The organism is Chromobacterium alkanivorans, assembly GCF_016937655.1.
Lineage (GTDB): Bacteria > Pseudomonadota > Gammaproteobacteria > Burkholderiales > Chromobacteriaceae > Chromobacterium > Chromobacterium alkanivorans.
Genome location: NZ_JAFHKL010000006.1, coordinates 206276 through 231100, shown reverse-complemented (window position 1 = coordinate 231100; position 24825 = coordinate 206276). Strand labels below are relative to the sequence as shown.

General features: G+C 65.3%; 18 protein-coding genes. 9 read left to right on the top strand and 9 right to left on the bottom strand.

Features of this window, described 5'->3' with window-relative positions; all coding sequences use genetic code 11:
• Window positions 1–38 precede the first annotated feature (38 nt).
• Window positions 39–3251 carry a sensor domain-containing protein gene (locus JW897_RS12705; RefSeq protein WP_240352187.1) on the bottom strand — a complete coding sequence of 1071 codons (3213 nt, stop codon included), beginning with the start codon at window positions 3249–3251 and terminating at the stop codon, window positions 39–41.
• A gap of 362 nt (window positions 3252–3613) precedes the next feature.
• Here JW897_RS12705 and mfd point away from each other — a divergent pair, with 362 nt between their 5' ends.
• Window positions 3614–7018 (top strand): transcription-repair coupling factor, encoded by a 3405-nt coding sequence (gene mfd / locus JW897_RS12700; RefSeq protein WP_205466365.1) that lies wholly within the window; start codon window positions 3614–3616, stop codon window positions 7016–7018.
• 664 nt (window positions 7019–7682) lie between these two features.
• Window positions 7683–9035 carry an exodeoxyribonuclease VII large subunit gene (gene xseA / locus JW897_RS12695; protein WP_205466364.1) on the top strand — a complete coding sequence of 451 codons (1353 nt, stop codon included), beginning with the start codon at window positions 7683–7685 and terminating at the stop codon, window positions 9033–9035.
• Window positions 9036–9104: 69 nt separating this feature from the next.
• Here xseA and JW897_RS12690 read toward each other — a convergent pair whose 3' ends face one another.
• Window positions 9105–9662 carry a GNAT family N-acetyltransferase gene (locus JW897_RS12690; protein WP_259043296.1) on the bottom strand — a complete coding sequence of 186 codons (558 nt, stop codon included), beginning with the start codon at window positions 9660–9662 and terminating at the stop codon, window positions 9105–9107.
• Window positions 9663–9806: 144 nt separating this feature from the next.
• Between JW897_RS12690 and JW897_RS12685 the strand changes: the two genes are divergently transcribed.
• Both JW897_RS12685 and JW897_RS12680 read left to right on the top strand, forming a co-directional pair.
• The gene (locus JW897_RS12685) at window positions 9807–10574 is read left to right on the top strand and encodes a hypothetical protein (protein ID WP_205466362.1); all 768 of its coding nucleotides are present in this window, start codon (window positions 9807–9809) and stop codon (window positions 10572–10574) included.
• 19 nt (window positions 10575–10593) lie between these two features.
• Window positions 10594–10935: a hypothetical protein gene (locus tag JW897_RS12680; RefSeq protein WP_205466361.1), complete on the top strand. Its 342-nt coding sequence runs from the start codon at window positions 10594–10596 to the stop codon at window positions 10933–10935.
• 92 nt (window positions 10936–11027) lie between these two features.
• On the opposite strand, the gene JW897_RS12675 is transcribed toward JW897_RS12680, so the two are convergent.
• A complete protein-coding gene (locus tag JW897_RS12675) occupies window positions 11028–11369 on the bottom strand; it encodes a DUF6616 family protein (RefSeq protein ID WP_205466360.1) in 342 nt (113 codons plus the stop codon).
• Window positions 11370–11644: 275 nt separating this feature from the next.
• Here JW897_RS12675 and JW897_RS12670 point away from each other — a divergent pair, with 275 nt between their 5' ends.
• The gene (locus JW897_RS12670) at window positions 11645–12088 is read left to right on the top strand and encodes a hypothetical protein (RefSeq protein WP_205466359.1); all 444 of its coding nucleotides are present in this window, start codon (window positions 11645–11647) and stop codon (window positions 12086–12088) included.
• Between the two features lie 54 nt (window positions 12089–12142).
• Here the strand turns inward: JW897_RS12670 and JW897_RS12665 are convergent, their stop codons facing one another.
• Window positions 12143–13540, bottom strand: a complete 1398-nt coding sequence (locus JW897_RS12665; protein WP_048415616.1) for an amino acid permease — start codon at window positions 13538–13540, stop codon at window positions 12143–12145.
• Between the two features lie 483 nt (window positions 13541–14023).
• On the opposite strand from JW897_RS12665, the gene JW897_RS12660 reads away from it, so the two are divergent.
• Window positions 14024–15421, top strand: coding sequence for a methyl-accepting chemotaxis protein (locus tag JW897_RS12660; protein WP_205466358.1), 1398 nt, complete (start codon window positions 14024–14026; stop codon window positions 15419–15421).
• Between the two features lie 67 nt (window positions 15422–15488).
• Here the strand turns inward: JW897_RS12660 and adhE are convergent, their stop codons facing one another.
• The 4 genes from adhE to JW897_RS12640 all read right to left on the bottom strand — a co-directional run bounded on the left by adhE (window position 15489) and on the right by JW897_RS12640 (window position 20459).
• A complete protein-coding gene (gene adhE / locus JW897_RS12655) occupies window positions 15489–18158 on the bottom strand; it encodes a bifunctional acetaldehyde-CoA/alcohol dehydrogenase (protein WP_205466357.1) in 2670 nt (889 codons plus the stop codon).
• A 426-nt stretch (window positions 18159–18584) separates the two neighbouring features.
• On the bottom strand, window positions 18585–19685 hold the full coding sequence (locus tag JW897_RS12650) for a carbonic anhydrase (protein ID WP_240352186.1): 1101 nt from the start codon (window positions 19683–19685) through the stop codon (window positions 18585–18587).
• A gap of 158 nt (window positions 19686–19843) precedes the next feature.
• Window positions 19844–20227: an ester cyclase gene (locus JW897_RS12645; protein ID WP_205466356.1), complete on the bottom strand. Its 384-nt coding sequence runs from the start codon at window positions 20225–20227 to the stop codon at window positions 19844–19846.
• 28 nt (window positions 20228–20255) lie between these two features.
• Window positions 20256–20459, bottom strand: coding sequence for a hypothetical protein (locus JW897_RS12640; protein ID WP_156187977.1), 204 nt, complete (start codon window positions 20457–20459; stop codon window positions 20256–20258).
• Window positions 20460–20554: 95 nt separating this feature from the next.
• Between JW897_RS12640 and JW897_RS12635 the strand changes: the two genes are divergently transcribed.
• The 3 genes from JW897_RS12635 to JW897_RS12625 all read left to right on the top strand — a co-directional run bounded on the left by JW897_RS12635 (window position 20555) and on the right by JW897_RS12625 (window position 23268).
• Window positions 20555–21487: a LysR family transcriptional regulator gene (locus JW897_RS12635; protein WP_205466355.1), complete on the top strand. Its 933-nt coding sequence runs from the start codon at window positions 20555–20557 to the stop codon at window positions 21485–21487.
• 94 nt (window positions 21488–21581) lie between these two features.
• Window positions 21582–22766: an FAD-dependent monooxygenase gene (locus tag JW897_RS12630; protein ID WP_205466354.1), complete on the top strand. Its 1185-nt coding sequence runs from the start codon at window positions 21582–21584 to the stop codon at window positions 22764–22766.
• Window positions 22767–22890: 124 nt separating this feature from the next.
• Window positions 22891–23268 carry a hypothetical protein gene (locus tag JW897_RS12625; RefSeq protein WP_205466353.1) on the top strand — a complete coding sequence of 126 codons (378 nt, stop codon included), beginning with the start codon at window positions 22891–22893 and terminating at the stop codon, window positions 23266–23268.
• Window positions 23269–23342: 74 nt separating this feature from the next.
• Here JW897_RS12625 and JW897_RS12620 read toward each other — a convergent pair whose 3' ends face one another.
• Window positions 23343–24779 carry an EAL and HDOD domain-containing protein gene (locus JW897_RS12620; RefSeq protein WP_205466352.1) on the bottom strand — a complete coding sequence of 479 codons (1437 nt, stop codon included), beginning with the start codon at window positions 24777–24779 and terminating at the stop codon, window positions 23343–23345.
• Window positions 24780–24825: the final 46 nt, after the last annotated feature.

Genomic DNA, 24825 nt, shown 5'->3' with positions numbered 1-24825 from the left:
TAGAGCGCGCGGCGGTTCAGGGCAAAACCGGCTTGCTTTCAGCTGCCCAGCGCCTCCACGCCGGACATCAGCGCCAGTTGCCGCTGCTCGCCCACGGCGACGATGCCGGCCAGCAAGGCCGGCAGTTCCGCCGCCGGCACCGGGCGGCCGAAGTGATAGCCCTGCAGCAAGGCGCAGCCCTTGCTGGTGAGGAATTGCGCCTGCCGCTCGCTCTCCACCCCTTCCGCCACCACCTGGAACTGCAGTTTGCGCGCCATCGCCAGAATGGCCTCGGCGATGGCGGCGTTGTCGCCGTCGTCCGGCAAGCCTTCGACGAAGGATTGATCGATCTTCAAGGTGTCCAGCGGGAAACGCTTCAAATTGGACAGCGAGGAGTAGCCGGTGCCGAAGTCGTCGATGGACAGGCCCACGCCCAGCGCCTTCAATTCGCCCAGCTGGCGCACCGCCTCGACGGGGTTGAGCATGATCATGCTTTCGGTGATTTCCAGCTCCAGCCGCGCGGCGGACAGGCCCGCCGCCCGCAGCGCTTCCGCCACCTTGAACGGCAGCAGCTGCTGCTCGAACTGGCGCGCGGACAAATTCACCGCCAGCCGCGGCACCGTCAGGCCCTGACGGTCCCAGGCCGCCAACTGGCGGCAGGCCTCTTGCAGCACCCAGTCGCCGATGGGTTTGATCAGGCCGGTTTCCTCCGCCAGCGGGATGAAGCGGCCCGGCGGCACCAGGCCCAGTTGCGGATGGCGCCAGCGGATCAGCGCTTCCGCGCCCAGCACCCGGCGGCTGACCGCGTCCACCTGCGGCTGGTAGTGCAGCTCCAGTTCGCCGCGCTCCAGCGCCAGCCGCAGACCGTTCTCCAGCAGCAGGCGCTCGAAGGTCTGGGTGTTCATTTCCGCAGCGAAGAACTGATAGGTGTTCTTGCCCGCCTCCTTGGCGCGGTACATCGCCACGTCCGCGTTCTTGAGCAGGGTCTGGGCGTCGGTGCCGTCGTTGGGATAGACGCTGATGCCTATGCTGCCGGTGACGTAGACCTCGTGGTTTTCCAGCCGCAGCGGCTGGCCCAGCGCCGCCAGCGTGTCCTCGGCGGCGGCCACCAGTTCGGCGGCGTCCTTGAAGCCTGTCATCACCAGGGTGAACTCGTCGCCGCCCAGCCGCGCCAGCAGGCCGCGCGCGCCCACCGCCCGTTGCAGGCGCAGCGCCGTCTCGCGCAGCAATTCGTCGCCGGCCTGGTGGCCGAAGGAGTCGTTGATCAGCTTGAAGCGGTCCAGATCGATGAACATCACCGCCAGCGAGCCGCTGACGCAATCCAGGCTGATGATGGCCTCGTCCAGCCGCGAGGTCAGGCTGCTGCGATTGGGCAGTTGCGTCAGCGGATCGTGATTGGCCAGGAACTGCAGCCGCTCTTCCGACTGCTTGCGCAAGGTGATGTCGGAAAACACCGCCACGTAGTTGCTGAGCGCGCCGCCGGCGTCGCGCACCGCCGAGATCGCCAGTTCGGCCGGGTACCACTCGCCGCTCTTGCGCCGGTCCAGCATCTCGCCCTGCCAGTGGCCGCCGTCCGTCAGCGCCTCCAGCATCGCCTGCCGCCCCAGCTGTTTCTGATCGCCGAAGATTCGCGACACCTTGCCCAGCGCCTCGGCCTCGGCGTAGCCGGTGATCCGGCTGAAAGCGTGGTTGACCGCGATGATGCGCGCCTCGGCGTCCATCAACAGGATGCCTTCCGCCGAGTTTTCGAACACCTTGGCCGCCAGCCGCAGATTGGCGTCCGCCGCCAGGCGCTCGGAAATATCCATCACCACGCCGATGATGGCCTTCTTGCCCTCGTAATCGAACAGCCGGCTGTGAATCTCCACGTCCACCACCACGCCGTCCTTGCGCACCGCGCGGGTGCCGTACTGCAGCACCGCGATGTTCTCGCGGAAGCGCTTGACGATCTGCTGGCGGATGCGCGCCGCCTCGCCCGGCACCAGCAGTTGCTCCAGGCCCATGCCCTCCATCTCCTTGGGCTGATAGCCGACGATGGCGGCCAGCTTGGGGTTGGCGTAGATCAGCCTCTCGTCCTGCAGGATGTAGATGCCCACCAGCGATTGCTCCACCAAGGCGCGGTAGCGCTCCTCAGCCTCGCGCTTGGCCTTCTGCTCCTGACGGGTCTGGGTGATGTCGGTGTCCACGCTGCCCACCCCGGCCGGGCGGCCGTGGGCGTCGAACAAGGGAAACTTGGTGACCAGCAAATGGCTGAGCACGCCGTTGAACAGGAAGCTCTCTTCAAACTGGCGCGGCTCCAGGCAGGACAGCACCACCGCGTCCTGCGCGCGGATCTGGACGGCGTCCTGCGCGTCGAACAGCTCCTCCACCGTTAGCCCCTGCATGCCCTGCGGCGCGCGCCCCACCCGCCGCGCATAGGCGGCGTTGGCCAGCAGGAAGCGGCCGTCCAGGCCTTTCAGCGACATCATATTGGGGCTGTTGTTGACCAGGGACTCCACCCTGGCGCGGAATTCGCGCAGCGCGCTCTCGTTCTGGCGATGGCCGTCGGCCAACACCGACACCAGCAGAGTCGCGCAGCTCAAGGCCAGGGTCAGCGCCACCTCGCTGGCGCCGTTGAGCACGCTGGCGTGCATGGTCAACTCCGGCGCCAGCACGTACAGCGACAGCAGGGCCAGCACCCAGGCCCCCGCCAGCGCCGCGCCGCGGAAGCCCACGCGGAAGGCCGCCCACAGCATCAGCGGGAAGAACAGCAGCTGGCAGGGCAGCGAATAGGAGACGCTGCTGCCCAACAGGCTGAACCACACCACGCTGGCCAGCGCCAGGATCAGCCCGGTTTCCAACGCCTGGCGCCGCGTCGGCGGCGCGCCGGACGCGTACAAGGCCGGCGGCACGCACAAGGACAGCGCCAGGCCGGACACGCCCCAGGCCTGCGCAGCCCACGACCATAGCCCCTCCATGCCGAACCAGCGCCATCCGGCGCCGGCGGCCAGGCCGGCCAGCAACACCGACGGGTAGCAGGCCAGCCTCAGCAGCAGCCGCAACAAATCCGCCGGCTGGCGCACAGCCGCCCCGCCGCCCAGGCCGGCGGCGTACAAACCGGGCGCCAGCGCGTACAGGCTGATCAGCAGCAGAGCCGCCCATTGCGGCGACGACCATTGCGCCGCCAGCGCGGCGGCGGCCAGCGGCCACCACCAGGACTGCCGCCAGCCGCGGCGCAAAAAGCGGTAGCTCCATACGCCGTGCGCCAGGAAGGCCGCCAGCGAAAATCCCAATACCGGCTCGCGCGGCCAAAAAGCCGTGCACGCCAAAAACCCCAGAAACACCGCCGCGTCCCGGCAAGCCGATCCGACTGTCACGCCACCCCGCCCCCATCCGCACGGCATCCCGCCGCGCGCCGCAATTAATTTTGCATTAACAAATCAAGCGCATATATGCCAAACGAAAAACAAAAACACCCGGCTGACATACAATATATGCAATTGCCGGATGCAGCCAGACAATGGCGATGAAAATATTCACCCCGCCGAACACAAGCCGCGCCCGCCCGGCGCAAGCCGGGCCAACGGCGCGCGCCGGTCGGCTGCTATAATCCCGAAACCGCCAAGCCCGAAACCGTCAAAACTAGTGAAGCAGCATGTTGGATAATCTCCCGCGGATCCCTCCCGCCAGTCAGAAAACTCGTCACGGACGCCTGCCCGCCGGGCTGGACGCCAACATCGTCGCCCGCCTCGCCGCGGAGCGGCGTCCGCTGCTCATCCTCGCCGCCGACGCGCAATCGGCGCAGCGCCTGCAAGCCGAAGCCCCGTTCTTCGCGCCCTCGCTGCGCGTGGCGCTGCTGCCGGACTGGGAAACCCTGCCTTATGACCACTTCTCCCCGCACGGCGAACTGGTCAGCGAACGGCTGGCCACCTTGTGGCAGATCCATCAGCGCGAATGCGATGTGATCATCGCCCCGGTCGGCACCGCGATGACGCGGCTGGCCCCGATCAGCTATCTGCTGGGACGCACCTTTTTCCTGCAGGTCAAGCAGCGGCTGGACGTGGAACAGCTGCGCGCCAATATGGTCACCGCCGGCTACCACCACGTCACCCAGGTGATGGCGCCGGGCGAGTTCTCCATCCGCGGCGGTCTGGTCGACCTGTTCCCGATGGGCTCGGCGCTGCCCTACCGCATCGACCTGTTTGACGACGAAATCGACAGCCTGCGCACCTTCGACCCGGACAATCAGCGCACTCTGTACCCGGTGCCGGAAATCCGCCTGCTGCCGGCGCGCGAATACCCGGCCGATGAAAGCGGGGTCACCGCCTTCCGCCAGCGCTACCGCGAACGCATCGAAGGCGACCCCAGCAAGAGCCGCATCTATAAAGACGTGTCCCAGGGCCTGTGGCCGGCCGGCATCGAATACTTCCTGCCGCTGTTCTTCGACGACACCGCCACCCTGTTCGACTACCTGGGCGACGACGCGCTGGTCGTGCTGCACCACGATGTGCAACAGGCCGCCAACGTCTTCTGGCAAGACGTGGAGAGCCGCTACGACATGGCGCGCGGCGACACCGAGCGCCCGGTGCTGCCGCCGGCCGACATCTTCCTGCGCCCGGACGAACTGATGGCGCGGCTCAAACCCTACGCCCGCATCGAACTGGCCGGCGACGGCGAACTGGCGGAAGGCTGCGCCCCCTTGCCGGAACTGGCGGTGGAACGCCGCGCCGAGCAGCCGCTGCACAAGCTGGACGCCTTCATCCGCGGCGGCCGGCAACGCATCCTGATCACGGTGGAAAGCCTGGGCCGCCGCGAAACCGTCCACCAGTTCCTGCAAGAGCACGGCATCAAGCCGCGCCCGGTGGACGGCTGGGCCGAGTTCATCGCCGGCGACATGCCGCTGGCGCTGAGCGTGGCGCCGCTCTACACCGGCTTCGCCCTGCCCGGCGCCGGCATCGCCGTGGTCACCGAGTCCGAGCTGTACCAGCACGTGGCGCGCAGCCACACCCGCCGCAAGAGCGTTCGCGCCGGCTCCGATTCCATGCTGCGCGACCTGGCCGAAGTCAAGGCCGGCGACCCGGTGGTGCACGAGCAGCACGGCATCGGCCGCTACGTCGGCCTGGTGTCGATGGACCTGGGCGAAGGCGAAACCGAGCTGATGCAGCTGGAGTACGCCGACAGCGCCACCCTCTACGTGCCGGTCAGCCAGCTGCACCTGATCTCCCGCTACGCCGGCGGCGCGGCGGACCAGATCCATCTGCACAAGCTGGGCAACCCGGCCTGGGAAAAAGCCAAGAAGCGCGCCGCGGAAAAAGCCCGCGACACCGCCGCGGAACTGCTCAATCTCTACGCCCAGCGCGCCGCGCGCGAAGGCCACAGCTTCAGCCTGTCCCACAATGATTACGAGGCCTTCGCCGCCGGCTTCGGCTTCGAGGAAACCCCGGACCAGGCCAGCGCCATCGAAGCCGTGGTGCAGGACATGTGCTCCGGCAAGCCCATGGACCGGCTGGTCTGCGGCGACGTCGGCTTCGGCAAGACCGAGGTGGCGCTGCGCGCAGCCTTCGTCGCCGTCCTCGGCGGCAAGCAGGTGGCGGTGCTGGTGCCCACCACCCTGCTGGCGGAGCAACACTTCCAGAATTTCTCCGACCGCTTCGCCGACTGGCCGGTGAAAATCGCCGAGCTGTCGCGCTTCCGCAGCGCCAAGGAAAGCAAGGCCGCGCTGGCCGGCCTGGCCGACGGCGGCGTCGACATCGTCATCGGCACCCACAAGCTGGTGCAGCCGGACATCCAGTTCAAGAACCTGGGCCTGGTCATCATCGACGAAGAACACCGTTTCGGCGTGCGCCAGAAAGAGCAGCTCAAGCGGCTGCGCGCCAACGTCGACGTGCTGACGCTGACCGCGACCCCGATTCCGCGCACCCTGTCGATGGCGCTGGAAGGCCTGCGCGACTTCTCCGTCATCGCCACCGCCCCCAGCCGCCGGCTGGCGGTGAAAACCTTCGTCAGCCCGATGGCCAACGGCGTGATCCGCGAAGCGGTGCTGCGCGAGCTCAAGCGCGGCGGCCAGGTGTTCTTCCTGCACAACGAGGTGGACACCATAGAGAATATGCGGGAAAAACTGGCGGAACTGGTGCCGGAAGCCCGCATCGGCGTGGCCCACGGCCAGCTGCGCGAACGTGAGCTGGAACAAGTGATGCGCGACTTCCTGCAGCAGCGCTTCAATGTGCTGCTGTGCTCCACCATCATTGAAACCGGCATCGACATCCCCAACGCCAACACCATCCTGATCAACCGCGCCGACAAGTTCGGCCTGGCCCAGCTGCACCAGCTGCGCGGCCGCGTCGGCCGCAGCCACCACCAGGCCTACGCCTATCTGCTGACCCCGGAAGGCATCACCAAGGACGCGATGAAACGGCTGGAAGCCATCCAGATGTCCGAGGAGCTGGGCGCCGGCTTCTATCTGGCGATGCACGACCTGGAAATCCGCGGCGCCGGCGAAGTGCTGGGCGAAGGCCAGTCCGGCGAAATGCAGGAAGTGGGTTTCTCCCTGTTCACCGAAATGCTCAAGCAGGCGGTGCGCGACCTCAAAAAAGGCCGCACCCCGGACCTGGACGCGCCGCTGGGCGTCACCACCGAAATCAATATGCACAGCCCCGCGCTGCTGCCGGACGGCTACTGCCCGGACGTGCACGAACGGCTGGTGCTGTACAAGCGGCTGGCCACCTGCGAGAGCGAACAGGAAATCGACGACATCCACGAAGAGCTGATCGACCGCTTCGGCCTGCCGCCGCAAACCGTCAAGACCCTGATAGACAGCCACCGCCTGCGCCTGCTGGCCAAGCCCTTGGGCGTGCAAAAACTGGACGCCAGCGAAGTGGCCATCCAGGTCCACTTCGCCAAGAATCCGCCGATAGACCCGATGAAGATCATCCAGTTGCTGCAAACCAAGCGCAATTACCGGCTGGCGGGTCAGGACAAGCTGCGCGTGGAGGCCGACATCCAGGACGTTGCGCTGCGCGTGGTGAGGGTCAAGGAGCTGCTGAAGGAGTTGAGCGCCTAAGAACCTGTTTACGATCTGCTGCGCTGCGTGGAGCGTTACACGGTGAGTACCGCTTCGAAATGCTCATGTACCACTCGTACATTCCGCTTTCTCAGCCGTTTTCGCCTTGTCTCGCTTTTGCTCGCGAGATCGTAAACACGTTCTAAGAGCGGCCAACAAAACGTCCGACCTTGCGTTGCGCCGCCTTGCCTCAGCCGTGAAACTGATTGTTGTTAGCCGCTCCGAAGAAGAGGTTCACGATCTCGCGACGGATCATGAATCTTTCCTTCGGCGCCGACAATCCAAAGGCATAACCGGCCGGCAAAACCAAGCCGTCGGCATCCGCCCCGAATGAAAGAAGAAAGCGCTTACTTGAGCAATATCAAGACAAACGAGGACAGCGACTCTGAGGCAAAAAGCCTTGCCCCTTGTTTTTACAGGAAAAATTAGCGTCACAGGATTGAAACCTAAAACCCTGTGGATAACTTTGTTGATAAAACTGTGCAAATATGCTCTCAAGCCAAGCGCCAAGCCATTTTGAGCCTGAGTCCGCCCTGGATAAGAAAACAATCAAGTTATTGATTTTATTAGTTTTTTTAGAGATATCAAACGCTACGCAAGCCAAGTTGCAACTCGTTTTAGCTGAAAATATTTTCCACCCACCGCTGTGGATCACTTGACAACCATGTTTTTTACCGCACCCCAGAACGACGTCATCAGCGTCTCCTCCCTCAACCGCATGGCGCGCGATCTGCTGGAAAGCGGACTGCCGCCGATGTGGATAGGCGGAGAGATCTCCAACCTCACCCTGGCCGCGTCCGGGCACGCCTATTTCTCCTTGAAGGACGGCGGCGCCCAGGTCCGTTGCGTGATGTTCCGCGGCAAGGTGTCGCAACTGCCCTTCCGCCCGGCCGAAGGCATGCAGGTGGAGCTCAAGGGCACCGTCACCCTGTACGAGGCCCGCGGCGACTTCCAGATCAACGTCGATCAGATGCGCTCCGCCGGCCTGGGCCGCCTGTACGAGGCCTTTGAAAAGCTCAAGGCCAAGCTGCAAGCCGAGGGCCTGTTCAATCCCGCGAACAAGCGCCCCTTGCCTGCGCACCCAGCCGCCATCGGCATCGTCACCTCTCCCGCCGCCGCCGCGCTGCGCGACGTGGTCAGCACCCTGCGCCGGCGCATGCCCGGCATCCCGGTGATTCTCTACCCGGCCCAGGTGCAGGGCGAAGGCTCCGCCCAGCAAGTGGCCGACGCCGTCCGCCGCGCCGGCGAACGGCGCGAGGTGGACGTGCTCATCGTCTGCCGCGGCGGCGGCAGCATCGAAGACCTGTGGTCGTTCAACGAGGAAATCGTCGCCCGCGCGGTGGCGGCCAGCCCCATCCCCACCGTCAGCGGCGTCGGCCACGAAACCGACTTCACCATCTGCGACTTCGTCGCCGACAAGCGCGCGCCCACGCCCACCGCCGCCGCGGAACTGGTGTCCCCCAGCCGCGAGCACCTGAACGCTCAGCTGGAAACCGCCAAGCGCGGTCTGGAGCGCGCGCTCGGCCGCCTGCTCACCGACAAGTCGCAGCAACTGGACTATCTGGCGCGCCGGCTGGCCCATCCCGGCGAAAAGCTGCAACGCCAGCGCGAGGCGCTGCAGCGCCAGCAAGAGCGGCTGCAGCGCCGGCTGAGCGGCCTGTTCGAACAGCGCCGCTGGGCGCTGCAGCTGGCGGACAGCAAACTGCAACGCCGCCGCCCGGACCTGGCCCAAACCGCGCAAACGCTGGACCGGCTGCAAACCCGGCTGCAACGCGCGCGCCAGGACCTGCTCAACCGGCAGACGCAGAAGCTGGACACCCTGGCGGCCACCCTGCTGGCGCTCAATCCGGAAGCGGTGCTGGCCCGCGGCTACGCCATCGTGCAAAAACAGGACGGCACCGCGGTCAAATCCCCGGCTGAACTCCGCGACCGCGAACGCGTCAGCCTGCTGCTGGCCGAAGGCAGCACCGAGGCCGTGATCGACCACCCGCAAGGCGCGCAGCCCAGCTTGTTCTGAGCCCCAACCCTGCGGACGCCGCAAAAAGCGAACGGGCCGGAGGCCCGTTCGCGGTCGCGCAGGCTCCGCCTAAAAATATCCCGGGGGCTGCTCAGCCGCCGCTCTCAGTATTTCCTCCCACAGATCCGGCGCGCAATACGCCATCCCCACCGCGTCGCCATAGGACTGCACCGCCTCCGGCAGCGGCATGAAGCCCAAACGTTGGTAAAACCGTAATTCGATATCCGCGAACAACAAGAACACCTCCACTCGACAATACTGCCGATAGCCGGACATCAAACACTTCAAAGCCTGACTGGCGTAGCCCCGGCCCCGCAATGCGAGCGGCGTAGCCACTGATCCCAGGCCTAGCGTCACCCGTCCCGCCAGCCGCGGTAGCAAATAGGCAATCACGGAACACATCAGTGCTCCGTCCGAATCCGCCAACACGTGCCAGCGGCCGCGCCGGTATTTGCGCGATTCCCGACATTGCCGCAGATACTCGGTTTTGGTACAGCCATCGCCCCAGACATCCCTGCCCATCAGGTACACAGCCTCCATTTCCGACTCGGAGGCAGGCCTCAAGGTCAAGCCGTCACAGCACTGTGCCGGCAGGGCCGGTGCCGGCCCCAAGCAATCAAGCGTCATCCGCCCATCCCCCCCTCCAAACATGACGTCAGGCTTGCATGGCCATCATATTTACGCAAACAAACTTGAGCTGTGCTAGCATCCGGCGCGGCCAAACGCCGCGCGCGTTCCGCCCATCCGTCTTAGCGCCGCCAGGAAAACCTCATGTCGCCAGTACACAAATGGGAAATCACCGTCGCCGCCGGCGGCTACTATCCCGACCTCGCCCATAATTTCTTCGGCAACGACATCGACCTGGGCTACGAAAACGACCACATCGGCATGCAGTTCTACGCCTATTCGCGCCATATCGACGAGCTGGACGACCCCGAGCACGTTTCCCAACGTCTCTACAGCCTGCAGCTGCTGCTCAACGGCGCCTTGCGCGCCGCCGCCGGCAGCGTCAGCAGCATGCCGGTCCAGTTTCTGGGCTTCAGCGCTTACGAAAACGGCTGCAGCTATCCCATCAGCGCCCACCGGATCGAAGAAGAACCGTTCAGCCGCAACCCCAGGATCGACCAGATCCACACCCGCTACGAGAATCCTCGCCAACGCTACCCGTCCTATCTGCTCTACCTGGCCAAGCACGACCCCTGCCTGCGCGATCTGCTGTTCCTGCTGGGGCTGATCTCCACCAACACTACGCTGGAAAAAGTGCTGGCCTGGAGCACGCTGTACAAGATACTGGACAGCGTCAAACACTACGCCAAGGACATCGACGCCGGCATCGACGCCTTCGCCGACCCGGAGCAGCTCAGCCTGTTCACCGCCGCCTGCAACAACACCAGCATCCTGGGCATCTACGCCCGTCACGGCGCGTCGGAGAACCCGCCGCCCAAGCGCGCGCTCACCGATATCGACGACGCCAGCGCGCTGATCGCGGGCATGACCGCCCGCTTCTGCCGCAGCTACGTCGCCGCCAAATATTCCTGAGCCGCGCTCGCGGCCGCAGGTGCGCGACGACGCCGATCTCCATGAGGATATTGCTTACCAGATCCACCTGAACGACGTGTCGGTCAGCGCTTACATCCCGCCCAATGAACCACTGTCTGTTCCGCTGATTGAAAACGGCAAGGGCATCGCCACCTTCGCCGGCCTGCTGCCCGGCGGCACATGGTCGGTGGCCGTGGCTGGCGGCGAGCGGCCTAACCCGCGGCAAGAAGGCATGACCGTCACCATCGCCGGCACCAATGTCGCCACCGGCAAGCCCTTCCACATTCCAGCGGTCTTCGAGACCAAGGAAACCGGCGAGCCCGCCGAGTTCGTGGAGTGGCGCGTGCTGCGGGAACTGTAAGCGGAACGGCCGGCTGTCCGCCGGCCGGCCGCCGTTGACGTCTCCTTGCGGACGACAGCTCAAGCTGCCGTCCGCAACGGTTGCTGAAGCGCTTATTTGACTTGCAGCAGATCCGCCAGATGCACGTCCACGCCGCCGGCCGCGCCCACCGCGTTGACGTGATCGAAATAATCGTACCAACCGCTGGCGCGGATGCCGGCCAGCATCGCCTCACAGGCCTCGTGATTAGGCAGGCTCCAAACGCCCAGGAAACGATAGGGCGCCGCCTGGTCGGCGTCGGCCGCGATCTGGCTCAAGGTCAGCAATTGAATGCCCAGGCCGGGCAGCGCCTCGATATTGGTTTTGACCTGGTCCAGAAAATCGGTGCGGTGCAGAAAACTCAAGGCCAGCCAAGCCGGTTTCGGGCTGTACAATTCCACCAGATAATGCGCCATAGAAAATCTCCGTGAGTGTGAATGGCCGAAGCCGCGACCTATTGATTAAGCCGCGCGTCGCCGCGCCTGTCATTGCATCTTATTGCCAGCTGAAAAACTTTGATGTTATAAAAAGCATCCGCCCGCTCCCATTGAAGTTTCGATGAGCGGCGCTCAGCCACCGCGGCCATGGCCGCGTCAGCCAATTCTCCCAACAAGAAGCATTCCGCGCGCCCTTCCCTGCCTGGCAGCAGCCGGGCGCCAGCGGCATTGCCACCGCAGGACAAAGATTCATCATGCAGTGTAGACACGCCCTATTGCTGTCGCTGGCCGCCTTGAGCGCAAGCCTGGCGGCGGCGCCCCTGCCTTCTTACGACTTCGCCTTGAAAGACCCGTGGGACGCGCGCGCCAAGCCGTCGATGAAACAGACGGACAAAAAGAACAAGCCGCTCAAATTCAAAAGCGCGGTGCAGTTGAAGGAACTGGACGCCGGGCCGGACTTTTCGGTCAAAGCGGAGCTGAACTCGCCCAGTTTGCTGGAGCGGACGCAAAGAGAGCGGATGCAGCATTGCGTCGGCGCCAACCCGCCGCCGGGCTGCCCTGGCTTCAACCCGTTGCCGCGCTGCTTCGGCCGAAGCGACTGCGCGCAGCATGCGCCGTCGCCGGCGCATCCGCTCAGCGGCCCCACCCGGCCGCAGGCCGGCGATTACTCGCTGCGCGGCAGCTGGCTGCCGCGTTGAGTCGCAAAAAAAACCCGCTCCTTGCGAGCGGGTTTTTCATTGCCGGCGAGCAACTCAGCGGGCGTTCTGCGCCAGCCGCGCCACTTCCTCGGCGCTGCGCTTGTTGTAGCCCAGCAGATAGTAGGCCACCACCAGGAAGGCCAGCCAGCCCGGGCCGACGATCAAGGCGATGCGGGTGTCCGGGAAGTAAGCCATCAGCCCCACCACCAGGATCAAGAAACCCATGGCGATGTAGGAACCGTAAGGCCAGAACGGCATTTTGTAGGCCAGCTCCGCCAGCTGCTCGCGGCTCAGGGTGCGGCGGAAGCGCAGTTGGGCCAGCAGAATGATCACCCAGGTCCAGATCGCGCCGAAGGTGGAGATCGCCGTCAGCCAGGTGAACACTTCCTTGGGCGCCAGATAGTTGAGCAGCACGCCCACCAGCAGCGCGAACACCGACATCAGCAAGGCGAACACCGGCACGCCATGGCGCGACACTTTGGCGAACACCGGCAGCGCCTGCTGTTGCTGAGCCAGGTTGTACAGCATGCGGCCGGTGCTGAAGATGCCGCTGTTGCACGAGGACAGCGCGGCGGTGAGCACCACGAAGTTGATGATGCCGGCGGCGGCCGGGATGCCCAGCTGCTCGAAAGTCAGCACGAAGGGGCTGCCGCGGGTGCCCAGCTCGTTCCACGGGTAAATGGCCAGGATCACGAACAGCGCGCCGATGTAGAAGATCAGGATGCGCCAGAACACCGAATCCACCGCGCGGGCCAGCGCTTTCTTCGGGTTCTTGGCTTCGCCGGCGGTCAGGCCCAGCATTTCCACGCCCAGATAGGCGAACATCACCATTTGCAGCGACATCAGCACGCCGCTGAAGCCGTTGGGCATGAAGCCGCCGTGGCTCCACAGATTGGAGATGCCGGTGGCCACGCCGCCGTGGCCCAGGCCGAACACGATCATGCCCAGGCCGCCGATGATCATCAGCACGATGGTGACGATCTTGATCAGCGCGAACCAGAACTCGAATTCGCCGTAAGCCTTGACCGCGATGAAGTTGACCCCGCCCATGGCCACCAGCGCGGCCAGCGCCCAGTACCAGGCCGGCACGTCCGGGAACCAGATGCCCATGTAGACGCCGACGGCGGTGATTTCCGCCATGCAGGTGACCAGCCACAGGAACCAGTAGTTCCAGCCGGTCAGATAGCCGGCCAAGGGGCCGAGGTAATCCAGCGCGTAGCGGCTGAAGGAACCGGCCACCGGATTGTGGATGGCCATTTCGCCCAGCGCGCGCATGATCAGGAAGATGGCGAAGCCGCCCAGCGCGTAGGCCAGCATGATGGCGGGGCCGGCCATCTTGATGGCGGTGGCCGATCCCAGAAACAGGCCGACGCCGATGGTGGCGCCCAAGGCCATGAGGTTGATATGCCGCTCTTCCAGTCCCCGATGCAGGGTGTCCTGAGCAGGTTGCATAGTTGCTCCTTTAACTGTCTTTGTATTGCGTAAGGGATGTGGCCTTGACGCCTTAGAGCCTGTTTAAAGTCTCGCGAGCAAGCGCGAGACAAGGCGAGAACGGCGGAGAAAGCGGAGTGCGCATAACGCACATGGCCTTTCCAAGCAGTACTCACCGTGTGACGTCCCACGAAGCACAGCAGACTTTGAACAGGTTCTCGCGGCGCCGCCGCCGGTGTTATGGCTTGGGATTGTCGTTATGGCCCATAACACATGGGGCAGGAGATTACCTCAAGACCCTTGTCATGTCATGTTTAAGAATATAGATACGCGCAAAAGGCATAAATGCGGCGCTTTATGCCGGCGGCGCCGCCCCCGCGCCGGACAGACGCCGTCCGGCCGCTTCCGCCGGGCTTAAGCGCCGCCACACAAGGGCCCGGCCCAAGCCGACAGGTGCTATCAATAAAGCGTTGAATCGGTTTCTCGAGCCGGGAGCATGCACCCATGCGGCACCACAGCATCAGCCTGAAGCTCAACCTGGCCTTCATGCTCATCATGTCCGCCCTGCTGGCGGCCTTCGGCGCGCTGGACTACTGGCGCACCCAACAGGAACTGCGCCAGGCGCTGGACAGCGAAATCGCCGCGATCGGCGCGCGGCTGGCGGCCAATCTGGCCGGCCCGATGTGGAATTTCGACAGCGCCCAGGGCTTGCGGGTGCTGGAGGCGGAAATGGGCAAGCGCGCGCTGCGCGGCGTTTTCGTCCGCGACGCCAACGGCGCGCCCTTCGCCGGCTACCGCCGCGAGGCCGACGGCTCGCTGCTGCGCGGCGGCGCGCCGGCTCAGGACGCGGACATGACCCGCGAGCGCGCCGTGGTCTTTCACGACGGCTCGGCCGCGCGCACCGTGGGCAAGCTGAGCCTGCAAGTGTCCACGGAAGAAATCCGCGAGAAGCTGCGCGCGGTGCTGTGGCGGGTGACGGCGGAAATCCTGCTGCTGGATCTGGTCACTGTCCTGGTGCTGTCCCTGCTGGTGCGCCGCCTGCTGCACCAACCCATCCGCGAGGTCAGCCAGGCGCTGCACGCCATCGCCGACGGCGATCTGACCGCGCCGCCGCGCTACGCCAGCCAGGACGAGCTGGGCGACCTGGCCGAATCCACGCGCCGGCTGGTGGCCAAACTGGCCGGCATTCTGGCGCACATCGACGCCTTCTCCTCGGACTTGGCCAACGCCGCGCGTCAGATCAGCCAGGCGGTGGACACGCTGAGCCAGCAAGCGTCCGAGCAGGCCAACAACATCGACAAGAACAGCGCCAGCCTGGAGCAGATTTCCGCCTTCGTGTGGAAGAACCGGGACGACGCCCGCACCACGGACCAGATGGCCAGCGACAGCAGCAGGCACGCGGCGGCCGGCGGCCAGGCGGTGGACGAAACCATAGCCGCGATGTGGGACATCGCCAACAAGGTGCTGATCATCGACGACATCGCCTATCAGACCAATCTGCTGGCGCTGAACGCGGCGATCGAGGCCGCGCGCGCCGGCGAGCACGGCCGCGGCTTCGCGGTGGTGGCCGGCGAAGTGCGCAAGCTGGCGGCGCGCAGCCAGCTGGCGGCCAAGGAAATCAGCCAGCTGACGCAAAGCAGCGTGCGCCGCGCCGAACACGCCGGCGAACTGTTCAACCAGATGCTGCCGTCGATACAGAGCACCGCCAGCTTCGTGCAGGAAATCAACCAGTCCTCCAACCAGCAGGCGCTGCGAGTGGAGCGGATCAATCAGGGCGTCAGCGAAATCAGCCGCTCGATGCAGGCCAACGCCGCGGCGTCGGAGCAACTGACCGCCACCGCGCGCGGCATGAGCGAGCAGGCGGTGGAGCTGGCGCAGACCATAGGCTATTTCAAATACTGAGCCGGCCGCCGCGCCGTGAAAAAACCGCCGGGCTGACGCGCGGCGGTTTGACGGACGGCGGCGGGGCTCACACCGCCTTGAGCTTGCCCTTGGCCGGACGCGCCTCGGGCTTGGCTTCGGCGCCCGGCTCGCGCTCCCAGCTCTCCTTGTAGACGCGGCCGTAATAGCTGTCCAACAGCAGCTGCTTCAGTTCGCTGATCAGCGGATAGCGCGGGTTGGCGCCGGTGCACTGATCGTCGAAAGCGGCCTCCGCCAGCAGGTCCACCTTGGCCAGGAAGTCCGCCTCGGCCACGCCGGCGGCCTGGATGGACGCCGGAATGTCCAGCGTGCGCTTGAGCTCGTCCACCCATTCGATCAGCTTCTCCACCCGCTCGTGGTCGCGGCTGGCCTCCAGGCCCAGGTGGCGGGCGATTTCGGCGTAGCGCGCCACGCTCTTGGGCCGGTCGTACTGACTGAAGGCGGTCTGCTTGGTCGGCACGTCGGCGGCGTTGTAACGGATCACATTGCTGATCAACAAGGCGTTGGCCAGGCCGTGGGCCAGGCCGAACTCCGCGCCTATCTTGTGCGCCATCGAATGGCAGACGCCGAGGAAGGCGTTGGCGAAGGCGATGCCGGCGATGGTGGCGGCGTTGTGCACCTGCTCGCGCGCCTTGGGATCGCCGGCGCCGTTGCGGTAGGCGGACGGCAGGTAATCCTTGAGCAGCTTCAGGGCTTGCAAGGCCTGCGGGTCCGAATACTCGTTGGCCATCACCGAGGCGTAGGCCTCCAACGCGTGGGTCACCGCGTCGATGCCGCCGAAGGCGGTCAGCGACTTGGGCATGTTCATCACCAGATTGGCGTCGACGATGGCCATGTTCGGCGTCAGCTCGTAGTCGGCGATCGGGTATTTGACCCCGGTGTTCTCGTCGGTGACCACGGCGAACGGCGTCACTTCCGAACCGGTGCCGGAGGTGGTGGGCACCGCCACCAGCTCCGCCTTGCGTCCCAGTTTCGGGAACTGGTAGATCCGCTTGCGGATGTCCATGAAGCGCAGCGCCAGGTCTTCGAAATGCACTTCCGGGTGTTCGTACATCACCCAGATGATCTTGGCCGCGTCCATAGGCGAACCGCCGCCCAGGGCCATGATCACGTCCGGCTTGAAGGCGTGGGCCAGGTCCGCGCCCTTGCGCACCACCGCCAGCGTCGGATCGGCCGGCACCTCGAAGAACACCTCCACCTCCAGGCCCATTTTCTTCAGCAGGCGGATAGGCTCGTCGACGAAGCCGTTGTCGAACAGATACTGGCCGGTGACGATCAGGCAGCGGCGTTTGCCGGACAGGTCTTCCAAGGCCACCGGCAGGCAGCCGCGGCGGAAGTAAATCGATTTGGGCAGCTTATGCCACAGCATGTTCTCGGCCCTCTTGGCCACGGTCTTCTTGTTGATCAGGTGTTTGGGGCCGACGTTCTCCGAGATAGAGTTGCCGCCCCAGGAGCCGCAGCCCAGGGTCAGCGACGGCGCCAGGCTGAAGTTGTAGAGGTCGCCGATGCCGCCTTGCGAGGACGGCGTGTTGATCAGGATGCGCGCGGTCTTCATCTTGTCGCCGAAGTAGCGGATGCGCTCGCCCTGCAAGTCCTGATCGGTGTACAGCGCCGAGGTGTGGCCGATGCCGCCCATCGCCACCAGCGCGGCGGCCTTGTCGCAGGCGTCGATGAAGTCGCTGGCGCGGTACATCGCCAGCGTCGGCGACAGTTTTTCATGGGCGAAGGCTTCGGCGGCGGACAGGTCGCTGACCTCGCCGATCAGCACCTTGGTGGCCGGCGGCGCTTCGATGCCGGCCATCGCGGCGATCTTGGCCGCGCTCTGGCCGACGATGGCGGCGTTGAGGCTGCCGTCCTGCAGAATCACCTTGCGCACCGCTTCCGCTTCGCGCTTGGACAGGATGTAGCCGCCGTGCTTGGCGAAACGCTCGCGCACCGCCTCGTAGATTTCGTCGACGATGATGACGGACTGCTCCGACGCGCAGACCACGCCGTTGTCGAAGGTCTTGGACATCAGGATGGAGGCGACGGCGCGCTTGATGTCGGCGGTCTCGTCTATCACCGCCGGGGTGTTGCCGGCGCCGACGCCGATGGCCGGCTTGCCGGAGGAATAAGCCGCCCGCACCATGCCCGGCCCGCCGGTGGCCAGGATCAGATTGAGGTCAGGGTGATGCATCAGCTGATTGGACAACGCCACCGAAGGCTCGTCTATCCAGCCTATGATGTCCGGCGGCGCGCCGGCCGCCACCGCCGCCTGCAGCACCAGCCGCGCCGCCTCGCAAGTGGAACGCTTGGCGCGCGGGTGCGGCGAGAAAATGATGCCGTTGCGCGTCTTCAGCGAGATCAGCGCCTTGAAGATGGCGGTGGAAGTGGGGTTGGTGGTGGGCACGATGCCGCAGATCAGGCCTATCGGCTCGGCGATGGTGATGGTGCCGAAGGTGTCGTCCTCGGCCAGCACGCCGCAGGTCTTGTCGTCCTTGTACTTGTTGTAGATGTATTCGGAGGCGAAGTGGTTCTTGATCACCTTGTCCTCCAGCACGCCCATGCCGGTTTCCGCCACCGCCATCTTGGCCAGCGGTATCCGCGCGTCCGCGGCGGCCAGCGCCGCCGAGCGGAAGATGTGGTCCACCTGCTCCTGGCTGAAGCCGGCAAACGCGGCCTGCGCTTTTTTCACCCGCGCCACCAGCGCGTCCAGTTCCAATTCATTGCCTACGGTCATTTCAAGTCTCCCAAACAGTTAAACCTGTCGCGGCGAGAGAATGACTTATTAGTGACATTTTACTTTCATTTATGAAAATAAAATCGAGACAATACTATTGTCCATTCACCACGCATTCTCATCGCTACAAAACTTTTTTGTAGCAAGCGCATTACATCAATACGCTTTCAACGCAGAAAAACCCTGTCGCCCGCAAACGCGAAACCATAGCGGCGGCATTGATAAGTCCATGCTAAGCGAAAAAACGATATTCGTTTTTGCGCATTGCCAAACAAATACGGATTAAGCGGAGAAAAAATGTCCGAACCGGAATCGTGAAGAAAAAAGAGCGCGCCTCGGCTGTAACGGCGACGCTACCGCGCCGACGCCGCGCAAATAGAATGGCCGCCTGACGGCGGCCATGGGGAAGCGAAAAGCGGCGCGCCGCTATTTCATGAAACTGTATTTGAAGAACTGGCCGGCGCGGCTCATTTCGCGGATCTTGGCCGGATCGGTCTCGCCGTTCAGATTGGTGATCACCAGCTTGCCGTAGCCTTGCTTCAGATCGTTGCGGAAGTCGTAGAACGCGCCCAGCACCGCCAGCTTGCCGGCCTCCACTTCGCCGGCGTAGGTCATGATCGCGGTTTCCACCTGGTTGTTGACGTTCAGCAGCGCGCCGTTGGTGGGGTCTATGCCCTTGGGAATGTCTATGGTGGCCAGTTCTTTGCGTATCGCCGGCTCCAGAGCGCCATAGTCGCCGGAGGCGGCCTTGATCGCGCCGCAGGCGGCATGGCCGATGATGATCAGCAAGGGGGTGTGCAAATGCCTCACCCCGTACTCCACCGAGCCCTCGGCGGTTGCCAGTTGATTGCCGATGTCGCGCACCATGAACAGATCGTTGACCGCGTCGGCGTGGAAAGCGTTGGTCTGCACCCGGGAGTCCGAGCAGGTCACCACGGTGGCGCGCGGGCTCTGATGCTCGGCGAATCGCTCGAAATAGGCCTTGTCGTGCGACTTCATATAGCGGGCGTTGGCTTCGACGATGGCGTCCACCACGCCGCGCACTTGCTGGGCTTCGGAGGCGAGATGCGCGCCGGCGTGCGCGTCGCCGCGCTCGGCCGGAGCCGCCTTGCGCTTGGGCTTGGCCACGCGGCGCTTTTTCACCGGCGCATGCACTTCCGGGCTGGGCTCGCTCAAATTCTTGGCCGCCGGCGGCGGCGCCATCTTCACCGCCGGCTCCAATTTCTCCGGCGGCTTGGCTTCAGCGGGCTTGGCCTCGGCCGGCTTGGCTTCCGCGTGTTTCGCCTCGGGCTTGGCTTCCGCCTTGGCGGCGGGCTTGGCCTCGGTCTTGTGTTCCGCCGCCGGCGCGGCCGGCTTGGCCGGCTCCGCCTTGTGGGCGTCGGGCGCCGCCGGCTTCAACTTCAACGGCAGCTTGATCACCGTCTTGGGCTGAGAGCCCTCGGCCGGCGCCGCCTCTTCCGCCCAAGCCTGGGCCGTCAACAACAGCAGACAAAGCGCCAGTCGGCGCTTGCGTCCAAGCATCCCCATTTACAGCTCCTTATTGTCATCTTGGCCGTCATTATATTTATGCAATATCGGCCATGTTTGATAAAACTGAAAGTCGATATTAATAGACCGGCAATTAACACAAATCAATGACAATAAGTTAAAGCTTCAGCACACGCCATGCGAACGGCACCGACCGCTCAGCTGCTCTGTATCCAATACTCGACGATGCGCCCATCCGCCACCCGGTAGCAGGCGCTGCCGATCTGGCGCAAAGGCGCGCCGCTGGGCGGACGGCCGTCGCGGCCGGCCAGATCGCGCCCCGTCTGGGTCCAGCGCGCGTACGCCTTGTCCCCGTCCACCAGCAGCTCGTCCACCCGCAGCTCGAAGACGCCGTAGTCGCGCAAAAACTCGCGCACATGCGCGGCGTAATCGGCCGGGCTGCGTTCCAGCGTATGCGGCGACTCCGCCACCAATTGATGCGCCAGCACCTTAGGCGCCAGATAATCGCCCGCCGCGTCCGGATTGCGTCCGGAGCGCACTTCATTCAAAAAGCCGGTCACCACCGCTCGCGTATCCATCATCCCAAACTCCTCTGCCTACCCGCCGTTTTCAATGAAACATCCGCTTGATCCGCCCGCATTCGCTCGGCTCCGCGCACAAGCGCCCTCCGGTGCCCGCCGCGGCGCGCGCCCGCTCCAGCGCCTCGCTTTCATCCCGCAGCGCGCGCCGCGCGTGGGCTTGCATGCCCTGCCACCACCAGCGGCCCAGCCGCCCCCAGAACCAGCTCCATCCCCTCCAGGCTCCCGATGCCATGATGCGCTCCAATTGTTCTGCTATTGATCACGCAAGCATGCTAATCTACATGCCTAAACAATAAAATCCGTGAAATACCCACACACTGTTCTGAAATGAAAACAAACCACCCTCCCTCTCCGGACGCGTTGCTGGCCTTCGACGCGCTGGCCCGCCACGGCAGCTTCACCGCGGCCGCCGACGCGCTAGGCTGCGCCAAAAGCCGCGTCAGCCAATTGGTCAAGCAGCTGGAACTGGAGCTGGGCGCGGTGCTGGTGCTGCGCAACACCCGACGCGTGGCGCTGACCGAAGCCGGCCAACGGCTGGCCACGCACGCGCGCCAGCTGCGCGAGATGCTGGACCGGGTGCGCGGCGACGTGGGCAATGTGCAGGATTGCGTGGAAGGGCCGCTGGTGATCAGCTCCGCGTCCGCCTTCGCCCAGTTCCTGCTGGTGCCCATCCTGTCCGAACTGTCCAACCAGTACCCGGGCCTGGAAATGCAGCTGCAAGTGGAGAACCGGCTGCAAGACCCGGTGGCGGAAGGGCTGGACTTCTGCGTGCGCACGCGCAATGTCTACGACGACGGACTGGTGGCCAAGCCGCTGGGCTTCATGCGCGAAACCGTCTACGCCTCGCCCGGCTACCTGGCGCAGGCCCCCAGGCTGGAACACCCGGAAGACTTGTGCCTGCACCGCGTGCTGTACGACTCCAGCAAGGCGCCCAGCGAGGCGGTGGAATGGGCGCTGGAGAAAGACGGCGTCTACGTGCGCATGCCGGTGCGGCCGGTGCTCAGCTGCAATCAGTATTCGCCGCTGGTTTCCGGCGCGGTGGCCGGCTGCGGCCTGGCGCTGCTGCCCCACTACGTGGCCAGCAGCTTTCTCGCCACCGGCCAGCTGGTGCCGGCGCTGCCCGGCTGGAGCCACGACTGCTGGCCCGCCTTCCTGGTCTATCCTTACCGCCATCCGCTGCCGCGCAAGAACGAAGTCTTCGTTCAGCACGTGGTGCCGCGGCTGCGCGCGCTGCTGGCGGCGGAACCGCAAACGGCTTGATCCAGGCCAAGACGCGCGGCCCCGCCCCTGGGCTATGCTGGCGCGCGACCCGGCGCTCGGCGAAAAGCGCGGGCAAACGATTGGAAAGGGATTTATGCAATACAGCGATATTCTCATCGTCGGCGGCGGCATGGTGGGCTCGGCGCTGGCCGCCGCGCTGTCCGGCCATGGCCTGAGCATTGCGGTGCTGGAGCAGACGCCGCCCACCCCGTTCGACGCGGCCCAGCCGCCGGATCTGCGGGTTTCGGCGATCAGCCCCGCCTCGGCCCGCTTTCTGGCCGGCATCGGCGCCTGGGACGCAGTGCTGGACATGCGCGCGGCGCCCTATCTGCGCATGCAGGTGTGGGAGGGAGAGGAAGCCGACGGCACGCTGTTCACCGCCGAGGAGGCCGGCGAAGCGGCGCTCGGCCATATCGTGGAGAACCGGGTGGTGCAACTGGCCGCCACCCAGGCGCTGCAACGCAAGCCGGACATCGACTACCTGGCGCCGGCCGCGATCCGCCGCATCGTCTACCAGCCCCTGGCCTCGCGCGTGGAATTGGAAGACGGCCGCCAATTGAGCGCCCGCCTGCTGGTCGCCGCCGACGGCGCGCGCTCCTCGGTGCGCGACGCCGCCGGCATCGGCGTCACCAGCTGGGATTACCCCATGCACGCGCTGGTGGCTTGCTGCGAGCAGGAGCAAACCCAGCAGGACATCACCTGGCAGCGCTTCACTCCCACCGGCCCGCAAGCCTTCTTGCCGCTGACGGGGCAATACGGCTCCTTGGTCTGGTATCACCGCCCGCCGGAAGTCCAGCGCCTGCTGGCGCTGGACGAGGCGGAGCTGGCCGCGGCCTTTCACGCCGCCTTCCCGCGCAAGCTGGGCAATATCCGCCGCATCGTCGCCAAGGGCAGCTTCGCGCTGACCCGCCGCCACGCGCAGCGCTACGTCAAGGACGGCGTGGCCCTGGTGGGCGACGCCGCCCACACCATCCACCCGCTGGCCGGCCAGGGCGTGAACCTGGGCTTCCAGGACGCGGCCAAGCTGGCGGAAGTGATTCTGGAAGCCGCGGCCCAGGGCAGGGATTTCGCCGCCGTCGACGCGCTGCTGCGCTACCAGCGCGCGCGCAAGCCGGCCAATCTGGCGATGCAGACCGCAATGGACGCCTTCTGCTACGGCTTCGGCAACGACATCGCCCCGCTGCGGCTGGCGCGCAAGCTGGGGATGCGTCTGGCCAATCACGCCGGCCCGCTGAAGCGCGAAGCGATACGCTACGCGCTGGGGCTGAAAGGCGGCTGAGCCCGGCCGCTCTCCTCTGCCGGCGGCGGCGTCATGCTTTGGCGGCTATGCTGAAGGGTTCCGACCCCATCCACGCCGGCGCCGCCTTCACGACGGGCCGGCCATCGCTCAAGGAGGCTGCCCGATGAAACGTCTGAGCTTGCTGGCCGCGCTGGTTTGCGCACTCGCTTCGCTGTCCGCGCCCGCGTGGACCTTCTCCCCTGTCCACGGCCCGCTGTTCAGCCAGGCCGGCGGTGGCGGCGGCGGCTCTGGCGGCGGTGGACATGATGGCGGCGGCTCCGGCGGCGGCGGACATGAAGGCGGCGGCGGTTCCGGCGGAGGAGGATCTGGAGGCGGCCCGCAAGGCGGCGGCCATGCCCCGGGCGGCCCGCAACACGGCGCGGAGCCGGGCAAGGCGCCCTCCGGCGCGCCCCATGGCGAACCGCCGGGAGAGCGCCGCGCGGCGCCGGGCGCCGACGACGCGCCCGCGCAGAATCAAGGCCAAAGCGGCGGCTCGCAATAAGCCGGCGGACAGCACGAGGCCGCGCCCTGGGGCGCGGCCTCGTTCACGGTCTCGAGACGACGGCTAAGGCCCTCTCAGACCGCCTCCACATTGTTGTGCACCTCGCTGTCGCGCAACACCACCTGCGCCCACACCGCCGCGTCCATATAGTACTGGTTGACCAGCTCGACTTCGAAATCCAGCACCTTGGCCAGCGCCTCGATCTGTTCGCTGTCGCCCTGTTCGCAAGCCAGCGCCATCCCCAGGAAGGGCGCGAACATGCCGCGGTGTTCCACCACCGCCTCGCGCACCGGCGTGGCCAGCTCCAACGGGTCCAGCACGTCGGGGAAAGGCGTGCCCAGCAAAACGTCCAGCATAGAGAACATGCCGGTCAGGAAAAGATGCTCGGCCTCCACCCGGTTGCCGCGGTAACTGCCCATCCGTTCCAGCAGGCGGGCGCGGATCAGCGATTTTTCCAGCAGCGACACCGCGGTGCCGTCGTCCTTGCGCGCGGTGAACAGCAGCATGGACAACCACTTGAACAAGGTTTCCCGCCCCAGCAGCAGCAAGGTTTCCTCTATGGTCTGCACCTTGCGCGACAGGCCGTGCACCGGCGAATTCATGAAACGCAGCAGCTTGAACAACAGCACCGAGTCCAGCTTGAACTGAGTCTCGATCTCGGCGGCCTCGGCGTTGGCGCGCAACATGCGCATGATTTGCAGCACCCGGGTCTGGCTGGCGTCCACCTTGCCGCCCTCCAGCGCGCGCACGGTGGCGATGAAAGGACCGTGGAACAAGGCGAAGCGATTGTGTCCCGGCCCGCGCAGACAGACGTCCAAATCCTCGGCGGTGCCGACGTTGCGCGCCATCCAGCGCACGGTGGGATAGCGCTTGGGCAATTGATCCAGGATGGGCTCCAGCACCTTGGCCGACGGCGCGTCGAAGTCCAGGATCATGAAGTCCATGCGGCTGAACAAGTCGTTCTGCAGATGGGCCGGCAGGCTGCCCGGATCGTAGGCGGCCGGCTCCAGCGCGAAGCGCATCGCTTTTTGCTTGAGCGCGTCCAGCTGTCTGATCATCTCCTCGGACACCGTGCCGGTCTGCGACGGCTCCAGCACGAAGATCACGCTGCTGGCCGGCATATTCGACAACATGGGCTCGTCCAGGGTGTCGATGGAGATGTGGACAAAGGCGCGGCGGAAGGCCAGCAGGCGGAAAATGTCCATATTCTGCAGCGTGCTGAGCATCAGCCTGTCGAATTCCTGCTGCTTGCCGGCGGCGATATTGCGCTTGCCCTGGCGCACGAAGAAATCGTAAGCCACCACCCTTTGCAGCCTGTCCATCACCGGCTGATGCGAGACGAAGCCCAGGGTGGGCGGCAAATCCAGCGGCGGCGCGTTCTCCAGCTGCCGGCTGGCCGGCGAGTCGTGCGCCAGCTCGGTGAACGGCGCGGGCACGACCTGTTCGTCGCTGGAGGAGTCCGAAGATTTCTTCATACGGCCGGTCAGGCCGCTGATCAGATTTTTCAGCATGTTCCATCCTACCGGATATGCCGGCGTCGTCCCGGCTTACGGTTTA

Coding starts and splice junctions, on each gene's coding strand:
- mfd (WP_205466365.1), top strand. CDS start 3,614: ATGTTGGATAATCTCCCGCGGATCCCTCCCGCCAGTCAGAAAACTCGT.
- xseA (WP_205466364.1), top strand. CDS start 7,683: ATGTTTTTTACCGCACCCCAGAACGACGTCATCAGCGTCTCCTCCCTC.
- JW897_RS12690 (WP_259043296.1), bottom strand. CDS start 9,662: ATGACGCTTGATTGCTTGGGGCCGGCACCGGCCCTGCCGGCACAGTGC.
- JW897_RS12685 (WP_205466362.1), top strand. CDS start 9,807: ATGTCGCCAGTACACAAATGGGAAATCACCGTCGCCGCCGGCGGCTAC.
- JW897_RS12675 (WP_205466360.1), bottom strand. CDS start 11,369: ATGGCGCATTATCTGGTGGAATTGTACAGCCCGAAACCGGCTTGGCTG.
- JW897_RS12670 (WP_205466359.1), top strand. CDS start 11,645: ATGCAGTGTAGACACGCCCTATTGCTGTCGCTGGCCGCCTTGAGCGCA.
- JW897_RS12665 (WP_048415616.1), bottom strand. CDS start 13,540: ATGCAACCTGCTCAGGACACCCTGCATCGGGGACTGGAAGAGCGGCAT.
- JW897_RS12660 (WP_205466358.1), top strand. CDS start 14,024: ATGCGGCACCACAGCATCAGCCTGAAGCTCAACCTGGCCTTCATGCTC.
- adhE (WP_205466357.1), bottom strand. CDS start 18,158: ATGACCGTAGGCAATGAATTGGAACTGGACGCGCTGGTGGCGCGGGTG.
- JW897_RS12650 (WP_240352186.1), bottom strand. CDS start 19,685: ATGGGGATGCTTGGACGCAAGCGCCGACTGGCGCTTTGTCTGCTGTTG.
- JW897_RS12645 (WP_205466356.1), bottom strand. CDS start 20,227: ATGATGGATACGCGAGCGGTGGTGACCGGCTTTTTGAATGAAGTGCGC.
- JW897_RS12640 (WP_156187977.1), bottom strand. CDS start 20,459: ATGGCATCGGGAGCCTGGAGGGGATGGAGCTGGTTCTGGGGGCGGCTG.
- JW897_RS12635 (WP_205466355.1), top strand. CDS start 20,555: ATGAAAACAAACCACCCTCCCTCTCCGGACGCGTTGCTGGCCTTCGAC.
- JW897_RS12630 (WP_205466354.1), top strand. CDS start 21,582: ATGCAATACAGCGATATTCTCATCGTCGGCGGCGGCATGGTGGGCTCG.
- JW897_RS12625 (WP_205466353.1), top strand. CDS start 22,891: ATGAAACGTCTGAGCTTGCTGGCCGCGCTGGTTTGCGCACTCGCTTCG.
- JW897_RS12620 (WP_205466352.1), bottom strand. CDS start 24,779: ATGCTGAAAAATCTGATCAGCGGCCTGACCGGCCGTATGAAGAAATCT.